Raw genomic sequence first — 8,426 nt, forward strand, 5'->3', positions numbered from 1 at the left:
GGCTCGACGGAGGACGACGGGCCCTTGACGAACTCGCCCATCTCCTTGAGCTTCGCCAGAGCGAGCTTGGTATCGATCCCGAGGTCGGATGCGATCTCGTGGACGCGTGGTTTCGCCACTTCTCTCCTGTCCAGGCCTACCCGGACAGGGCAGGCCGCTAGTGCGGTGCGGATCTCATTTCGAGTCGCTCATCGCTGGTCCATGTGCCTGTTCCACTTCGCGTGGTGAGAACTGCCGACTCCCGATGGAGCAGCAGCGGAGAGGCGGCGCCGAGGCCACCCTGAAATGAAGTGTACCCGCCCCCGAGGGAGACGGAAGGTGCTCCTCCGGCCGACCCGGCGTGGGTGCGGCCCGAGGTGCGGGTTCTAGTCGTCCTCGAGGATCGAGTCGGGCTGGATGTCGATCTTGGCGCCGGTCAGCTTCGCGGCGAGGCGCGCGTTCTGGCCCTCCTTGCCGATCGCGAGCGACAGCTGGTAGTCCGGCACCAGGGCCCGCACGGCCTTCGACCCCTTGTCGAGCACGAACGCGCTCGTGACCCTGGCGGGCGAGAGGGCGTTGGCGACGAAGGTCGCCAGGTCGTCGGCGTGGTCGACGATGTCGATCTTCTCGCCGCCGAGCTCGGCGGAGACGGCCCGGACGCGGGCGCCGAGCTCGCCGATCGCGGCACCCTTCGCGTTGATGCCGGGCTGCGTCGCGCGCACCGCGACCTTCGACCGGTGGCCGGCCTCCCTCGCCATCGCCGTGATCTCGACGACGCCGGACGCGATCTCGGGCACCTCGAGCGCGAACAGCCGCCGGACGAGCGCCGGATGCGTGCGGGACACGGTGATGGAGGGGCCCTTCGGGCCGCGCGAGACGCTGGTCACGTAGACCCGGATGCGCTCGCCGTGCGTGTAGGTCTCGCCGGGCACCTGCTCCTCGGGAGGCAGGATCGCCTCGATCGAGCCGAGGTCCACGTGCACCATCCGCGGGTTCGGCCCCTGCTGGATGACGCCGGCGATGATGTCGCCCTCGCGGCCCTTGAACTCGCCGAGGATGCGCTCGTCGCCGAGGTCGCGCAGCCGCTGGTTGATGACCTGCTTCGCCGCGAACGCGGCGACCCGGCCGAAGTCGTGGGGCTCGTCGACGGACTCGCCGACCTGCTCCCCCTCCTCGTCGACCTCCGGTACCAGCACGGTGACCTTGCCGGTCTTCCGGTCGATCACCACGTGCGGCACCGGGGTGCCTGCGGGGGCGTGCTCGGGCCGGTCCGTGTGCTTCAGGTAGGCGGTGAGGATGGCCGCTTCGATGATGCGCAGCAGCTCGTCGAAGGGGATTTCCCGTTCGCGTTCCATCAAGCGCAGGACGGCGAGATCGATCTCCATCGGTCGCTCCATCCGTTCGTCGTGGCCCGCGGTCGGAGCCCCCTTACGGTAGCAGCGCCAGGACGAGGGACCGGAGGCCCGTGATGAGCGAGGGACGAACGGTGCAGCTGCGCCGGTACCGGATCGTGGAGGGGCAGCTCGACGACTTCGTCGCGTGGTGGCGCGACCGGCTCCTGCCCGCGCGGCTCGCGTTCGGCTTCACTCTCGATTCCGCGCTGATCGTGCCCGAGACCGACGAGTTCGTGTGGTCGGTCTCGGTGGACGGCGACGAGGAGGCGCTCGCGCGGCTCGACGCCGCGTGGACCGCGTCGCCCGAGCGGGCGGCCGCGTTCGACGGCGTCCCGCAGCGCGTCGCATCGATGGATCTGCGGATCGCCGTCCCCGCCGTCTGACGGTGCCCGGAGGCGGTGTCCGAGGGCGCCGTTAGCGTGCGCGGCATGCGCCTGCTGCACACCTCCGACTGGCACATCGGCCGGACCTTCCACGGTCACTCGACGCTCGACGCCCTGCGCGGGGTGCTGCTCGAGCTCGCCGAGGCGGTGCGACGGGAGCAGGTCGACGTGGTGCTCGTCGCCGGTGACGTCTTCGACTCCGCGACCCCCGCCGCGGCGGCCTTCGAGCTGTTCGAGGAGGCGGTGCTCGCGATCCGCTCGGCCGGTGCGTCGGTCGTGATGACGAGCGGCAACCACGACTCCGCCGCGCGGCTCGGGCACCAGGCGCCGTTCGCCGCAGCGGGCGGCGTGCACGTGCGCACTCGTGCGGATGCCCTGGACCGCCCCGTCGAGCTCGCGGACGAGCACGGCACCGTCGACGTCTTCGGCATCCCGTTCCTCGAGCCGCTGCTCGTCGGCGGGCGCACGCACGCCGAGGCGCTGCAGCGGGCGATGGGCCGGGTGCACGCGGCCGTGCGCGATCGCGGGAACCGGGCCGTCGTGCTCGCGCACTGCTTCGCCTCCGCCGGGGTCGTGCCGCAGGCCGCGGGCGGTGAGCGCGACATCACCGCGGGCGGGCTCGACGTCGTGCCGTCGGCGGTCTTCGACGGCACCGACGACGCTCCGATCTCCTACGTCGCCCTCGGTCACCTGCACTCCCGGATGCGGCTCGCGGAGCACGTGCGGTACGCCGGGGCACCCCTGCACTACTCGTTCGGCGAGACCTCGCCACTGCGCGGCGCCTGGCTCGTCGACCTCGATGCAGGAGGCCTCGCGGAGGTCCGCTGGCTGGACCTGAGCGTCCCCCGACGACTCACCGAGATCGTCGGGGCACTGGACGACCTGCTCGTCGACCGCGCGCTCGCCGACCGCGAGCAGGACTGGATCCAGGCCGTGCTGACCGATCCGGTCCGGCAGCAGGACGCGATGGCGAAGCTGCGGCGGCGCTTCCCCTTCGTCGCGCGGCTCGAGCACCGGCCGGAGGGGGTCCGCCCGGCCGATGCGCGCAGCTACGGCGAGCGCACCGCCGGTCTGCCGGACGCACAGCTCATCGCCGGGTTCCTCGAGCACGTGCGGGCCGGCGCGGGCCCGAGCGCCGCTGAGACGCGACTCGTCTCGGAGGTGCTGACCGCGGTGCAGGCGGCGGAGCGCGCAGCGTGAGGATCGAGCGCCTCGTCCTCGAGGGCTTCGGCCCGTTCGCGACGCGGCAGGAGATCGACTTCGCGCCGCTGGACGAAGCCGGCCTGTTCCTCATCACCGGCAGGACCGGCAGCGGCAAGTCGACCATCCTCGATGCGATCTGCTTCGCGCTCTACGGCACGGCGCCGCGCTACGACGGTGCGCAGGCGCGGCTCCGCAGCGACTACGCCGTGCTCGGGCAGCCGACGAGGGTCGAGCTCGAGCTGACCGTCGCGGGCGAACGCTGGCGCGTCGTCCGCTCCCCCGAGTACGAGCGGCCGAAGCAGCGCGGCTCGGGCACGACCCGGGAGGCGCAGGCGGCGACCCTCGAGCGATGGGAGGCGGCGGAGTGGGTCGGCGTCGCCGCACGACCGGTCGATGTGGCCGAGCACCTCGGCCCGATCCTGCAGCTGTCGCGGGAGCAGTTCCTCCAGGTGATCCTGCTGGCGCAGGGGCGCTTCCAGGAGTTCCTGAAAGCGAGGACGGACGAACGGCTCGACCTGCTCCGCGCCCTGTTCGGCACCGAGCGGTTCCAGCTGTTCGAGCGGGAGATCACGGAGCGGGCGCGGGCGCTCGAGCAGTCGGTCGGCGCGGGATCCGCCGCGGTGCGCAGCGATCTCGGCCGGCTGGCTGCACTGATCGACGAACCGGTGCAGGAGACCGCCGACGCGGCGTGGGCCGCCGCCGTGGCCGGCCGGCTGTCCGCGCGCGCGGAGGATGAGGAGATCCGGACGGCGCAGGCGCGCGCGGTCCATGCCGCCGCCGACGAGGCCGCGGCTGCAGCGATCGCCGCCGCCGACCTCCAGCGCAGAAGGGACACCGCGCGCGCAGCACTCGCGGACCTGGAGGCGGACCGGTCGGGCGTCGACGCCCGCCGGGCCCGCATCTCGGCAGCCGTCAGGGTGCTGCCCGTGCTGCCGGCCGTCGATGCCGCGGGCCGGGCGATCGCGGAGGTCAGGGCCGCCGAGAGCACGCTGGAGCGCAGCCGTGTGGCGCTGGGCGCAGCGGTGGAGGATCCGGCCGCGGCCGGTGCCGAGCTCGACGGTCTGCTGGGCGTGCTCGTCGAGCGGCTGCAGGAGGAGGAGCAGCTGCCTCGGATGCGGACCGCGCTCGCGCAGGCGGAGGCCTCCCGAGTGCAGGCCGAGGGCCGGCTCGCCGAGCTGCTCGAGGAGAGCGGGACCATCCCGGGCGCGAGGACCGCGCTGCAGGAACGCCGGCTGCGCGCGGAGGCCGTCGTGGCAGGTGCAGCGGCTGCGGACGCCGAGCTGACGAGGGCACAGGCCGTGGTGCGCGCGGTCGCCGCGACCGAAGCAGCCGCTACTGCGGTGCTGGACGCCGAACGGGTCCAGCACCGTGCGCTCACTGACGAGCAGGCCGCGATCGCGCACACCCGGGCACTGCTCGCCGCGCGGCTCGCGGGGGCGGCTGGCCTGCTCGCGGCCTCGCTCGAACCGGGCGCCGCGTGCCCGGTCTGCGGCTCGGCCGAGCATCCCGCTCCGGCGGCGACCGACGCGACGACGCCCGACGAGCGCGCCGTCACCGCGGCGGAACGCGCGCAGCAGTCCGCCGCCGATCACCGTGAGGACGCCGCCGCGACCGCAGCCGCGGCCCGGGCGCGGCATGCGGCCGCGGCAGCGGCCGCCGACGGGGCGACCACCGAGACGGCGGAGGCAGCCGTCCGGACGGCGCTCGCTGCTGTCGATGCCGCTCGCGCCGCCGTCGCGGAGCATGACGTCGCGACGCGCCTGCTGGCCCGGCTCGACACCCGCACCGCCGAGGTCGCGGCCGCCGTCGCGACGACGCGGGCGACCTTGGAGGCGCAGGTCGCGGCGGTCGGCGCCGCCCGCCTCGCGGTCGACGGCGCCGCGGAGCGCGTCGCCGCGGCGCGCGAGCGCGCTCCGAGCGTGGCCGAACGCGTCCGTGGACTCCGTTCACGCCGGATCGCGCTCGCTGCGACGGAGGACGCACTCCGCCGCCTGGATTCCGCGCGGTCCGCGGAGGAGGACGCCCGCGACCGCCTCACGACCGCGCTCGAGGACGCCGGGATCGCAGACGTCGCGACCGCTCTCGCCGCTGCGCTGCCCGCGGCCGAGCGGCAGCAGCTCGAGCGCGAGGTCAGGGCGTGGGAGACGGCCCGCGACGGCACGATCGCGCAGCTCGCGGACCGCGACGTGTCCGGCGCCCCCGACGAGACGGTGGACGTCGCCGGCGCGGTGGCCGCGAAGACGGTCGCTCTGGCAGCGAGGGACTCGGCTGCCGACCACCTCTCCGCCGCGCGGGCGCTCGCGGCCGGCGCCCGCGACATCGCCGCATCGGTCGCCGCGGCGGAGAGCGCGATGGCGGAGGACCGGGCTCAGCTCGCCGTCGTCGGACCACTCGCCGAGGTGGTGCGCGGGGGCGGGTCGAACGCGTTCCGCATGCGGCTGGAGAGCTACGTGCTCGCCGCCCGGCTCGAGCAGATCGTGGCCGCGGCGAACGTGCGCCTCTCGGCCATGACCGACGGCCGCTTCACGCTGCAGCACGACGACGGCGTCGCGTACCGCGGGGCCCGCAGCGGGCTGGGGCTCGAGGTGCTCGACGAGCACACGGGCCGACCGCGCCCCGTCGCGTCGCTGTCGGGCGGCGAGACCTTCCTCGCCTCACTGGCTCTCGCGCTCGGTCTCGCGGAGGTGGTGTCCGCCGAGGCCGGTGGCGTGCGGCTCGACACCCTCTTCGTCGACGAGGGCTTCGGCTCCCTCGACCGGAGGACCCTGGACACGGCGATGGAGACCCTCGACTCCCTCCGGGCGGGAGGCCGGACGGTGGGTCTCATCAGCCATGTCGAGGCGATGCAGGAGGACATCCCCGCCGGTCTCCACGTGGAGCGCCTGCCCGACGGCTCGAGCACGGTCACCTCCCGCGTCCCCGCCGCCGTCTGAGTCGTCACACCCGAGCCGTCTGCCCGGATTCCGGTCAGAGGTCGAAGAGGTGCTCCAGCGCGATGGCGACCCCGTCGTCGTCGTTGCTCGCGGTGCGGTCGGAGGCGACCGCGAGCACCGCCGGGTGGGCGCTGCCGACCGCGAACGACCGGCCGGCCCACGCGAGCATCGGCAGGTCGTTGGGCATGTCGCCGAACGCCACGACCTCGGCGGCCTCGACGCCGAACCGGTCGCAGAGCAGCTGCAGCGTCGACGCCTTCGTGACGCCTCTTGCACTGATCTCGACCAGGGCTGTCGCTCCCGAGCGCGTCGGGACCACCCGGTCCATCACGATGTCCGCGACCCGCTGCAGGAACTCGTCCGGTTCCAGCGACGGGTGGCGCGCCAGCAGCTTCACGACCGACCGCTCGACCAGTCGGTCGAGATCCTCCCTCGGGGTTCCGGCCGGCTGAGAGAAGGGCGTGTCGTAGTCCGGCTCCAGGGCCAGCCCCTCGCCGGTCTCGACGGCGAAGCGCACCGCGGGCATCGCCTCGCGGACGTCGTGCGCCACCGCTCGGGCGACGTCGGAGGGCACGGGCCGGGTGAGCGTGACGGTGCTCGTCGGCAGCTCGAGGACGACGGCGCCGTTCGCGCAGATCGCGAGCCCGTGGGCCCCGACGTGGGCGCGCACCACCTCCATCCACCGCAGCGGCCTGCCGGTCACGAACACGACCGGGACGCCGCGGCGATCGAGCGCCGCGAGCGCTGCTGCCGTGCGATCGGACACGGTGCCGTCGGAGCGCAGCAGGGTGCCGTCGAGATCGGTCGCGACGAGGCGAGGAGCCGCCGTCATGCGTCAGCCCGTCGCCGTCGGACTGGCCGTCGCGCAGGTGGACGCCGTCGGAGCGGCACCGCCGGTCGCAGTCGCACTCGGCGACGGGGTGCAGGACGGCAGCGGACCCGGCCCGGTGAGCAGACCGAGCGCGATCGCCAGCACGAGCACCACGAACGCCACGATCCCGGCCCACGCGATCGGCGGGATGTGCATGCTCAGCCCGCGAGCACGGCGGCGACCTCGTCGACGACGGTCGTCAGCGGCACCTGGGTGCGATCCCCCGACCTGCGGTCCCAGAGCTCGATCAGCCCGTCGGCCAGCCCCCGTCCGACGAGGACGATCGTCGGCACGCCGATCAGCTCGGCGTCTTTGAACTTCACCCCGGGCGACGCGCGCCGGTCGTCGACGAGCACGTCGAAGCCCTTCAGCTCCAGCTCCCGGCCGATCCGCTCGGCCTCCTCGAAGACCGCCTCGTCCTTGCCGGTCGCGACGACCTGCACGTCGAAGGGCGCCACCGCGCGGGGCCAGACGAGCCCGCGGTCGTCGGCGTTGGCCTCCGCGACCAGGGCGAGCACGCGGCTCACGCCGATGCCGTACGAGCCCATCGTCACGGTCGCGAGCTTGCCGTTGCGATCCAGGACCTGCAGACCGAGCGCCCCCGCGTACTTGCGGCCGAGCGCGAAGACGTGCCCGAGCTCGGTGCCGCGGGCCAGCTCGACCGGACCGGAGCCGTCCGGGGCCGGGTCGCCCGCGCGCACCTCCGCGACCTCCGCGGTGCCGTCGGGCACGAAGTCGCGCCCGGCGACGAGGGAGAGCACGTGCCGCTCGGCTTCGTTCGCTCCCGTGACCCAGGCGGTGCCGTCGACGACGCGCGGATCGACGACGAATCGCACGCCGCTCGTCGAGCCGTCGCCGAGCACGGGGCCCGAGGCCGACCACGGCCCGATGTAGCCCTTGACCAGCGCGGGGTGGGCAGCGAAGTCCGCCTCGGTCGCGGTCTCGACCGCTGCGGGGAAGAAGGCGGCCTCCGCGCGCTTGAGGTCCGCATCGCGGTCGCCGGGGATGCCCACGATCACGAGCTCGCGCTCGCCGCTCGTGTGGGTGAGTGCGAGCACGACGTTCTTCAACGTGTCCGCCGCGGTCCAGTCGCGCCCGTCGTCGCGGGGGTGCCGCTCGTTCAGCAGGTCGACGAGCGTCGCGATGGTCGGGGTGTCGGGCGAGTCGACCACGGTGGCCGCGGGCAGTCCGTCGATCTCGCGCGGCGCGGGCTCCAGGGTCGTGAACGCCTCGACGTTCGCCGCGTAGCCGCCTGCGGACCGCACGAACGTGTCGTCGCCGATGGGCGTCGGGTGCAGGAACTCCTCGCTCCGCGACCCGCCCATCGCTCCCGCGTGGGCGGAGACGATCGCGTACTCGAGCCCGAGGCGCGTGAACACCCGCTCGTAGGCGGCGCGCTGCAGGTCGTAGGAGGCGTCGAGACCCTCGTCGTCGATGTCGAACGAGTAGGCGTCCTTCATCGTGAACTCGCGCCCGCGCATCAGCCCGGCTCGGGGACGCGCCTCGTCGCGGAACTTGTCCTGGATCTGGAAGATCGATAGCGGCAGTTCCTTGTACGACGAGTACAGGTCCTTGACGAGCAGCGCGAACGCCTCCTCGTGCGTGGGCGCCAGCACGTACTCGACGCCCTTGCGGTCCTCGAGCGTGAAGATGTCGTCGCCGT

The 8,426-nt window shown here is 73.7% G+C and carries 8 protein-coding genes; 3 read left to right on the top strand and 5 right to left on the bottom strand.

The window, feature by feature from the left end; genetic code table 11:
• Positions 1 to 119, bottom strand: a 119-nt coding sequence (locus ACFE67_RS12605) for a translation initiation factor IF-2 N-terminal domain-containing protein (protein ID WP_375407234.1), incomplete at its 3' end; no start/stop codon positions are given.
• A gap of 246 nt (positions 120 to 365) precedes the next feature.
• The gene (gene nusA / locus ACFE67_RS12610) at positions 366 to 1,364 is read right to left on the bottom strand and encodes a transcription termination factor NusA (protein WP_375407227.1); all 999 of its coding nucleotides are present in this window, start codon (positions 1,362 to 1,364) and stop codon (positions 366 to 368) included.
• Positions 1,365 to 1,447: 83 nt separating this feature from the next.
• On the opposite strand from nusA, the gene ACFE67_RS12615 reads away from it, so the two are divergent.
• Genes ACFE67_RS12615 through ACFE67_RS12625 form a run of 3 tightly spaced genes read left to right on the top strand, consistent with a single transcriptional unit; the run spans position 1,448 to position 5,892 of the window.
• A complete protein-coding gene (locus ACFE67_RS12615) occupies positions 1,448 to 1,756 on the top strand; it encodes a hypothetical protein (RefSeq protein WP_375407228.1) in 309 nt (102 codons plus the stop codon).
• 45 nt (positions 1,757 to 1,801) lie between these two features.
• A complete protein-coding gene (locus ACFE67_RS12620) occupies positions 1,802 to 2,956 on the top strand; it encodes an exonuclease SbcCD subunit D (protein WP_375407229.1) in 1,155 nt (384 codons plus the stop codon).
• Positions 2,953 to 5,892, top strand: a complete 2,940-nt coding sequence (locus ACFE67_RS12625; RefSeq protein ID WP_375407230.1) for an AAA family ATPase — start codon at positions 2,953 to 2,955, stop codon at positions 5,890 to 5,892. Before ACFE67_RS12620 ends, ACFE67_RS12625 begins: the two co-directional genes overlap by 4 nt.
• Positions 5,893 to 5,926: 34 nt before the next feature.
• Here ACFE67_RS12625 and ACFE67_RS12630 read toward each other — a convergent pair whose 3' ends face one another.
• From ACFE67_RS12630 to ACFE67_RS12640, 3 genes are all read right to left on the bottom strand, one after another.
• The gene (locus ACFE67_RS12630; protein WP_375407231.1) at positions 5,927 to 6,724 is read right to left on the bottom strand and encodes an HAD family hydrolase; all 798 of its coding nucleotides are present in this window, start codon (positions 6,722 to 6,724) and stop codon (positions 5,927 to 5,929) included.
• Between the two features lie 3 nt (positions 6,725 to 6,727).
• The gene (locus ACFE67_RS12635) at positions 6,728 to 6,919 is read right to left on the bottom strand and encodes a hypothetical protein (RefSeq protein ID WP_375407232.1); all 192 of its coding nucleotides are present in this window, start codon (positions 6,917 to 6,919) and stop codon (positions 6,728 to 6,730) included.
• Positions 6,920 to 6,921: 2 nt separating this feature from the next.
• The coding region (locus ACFE67_RS12640) for a proline--tRNA ligase (RefSeq protein WP_375407233.1) at positions 6,922 to 8,426 on the bottom strand (1,505 nt) is incomplete at its 5' end.

It is taken from the genome of uncultured Amnibacterium sp., from assembly GCF_964244015.1.
Lineage (GTDB): Bacteria > Actinomycetota > Actinomycetes > Actinomycetales > Microbacteriaceae > Amnibacterium.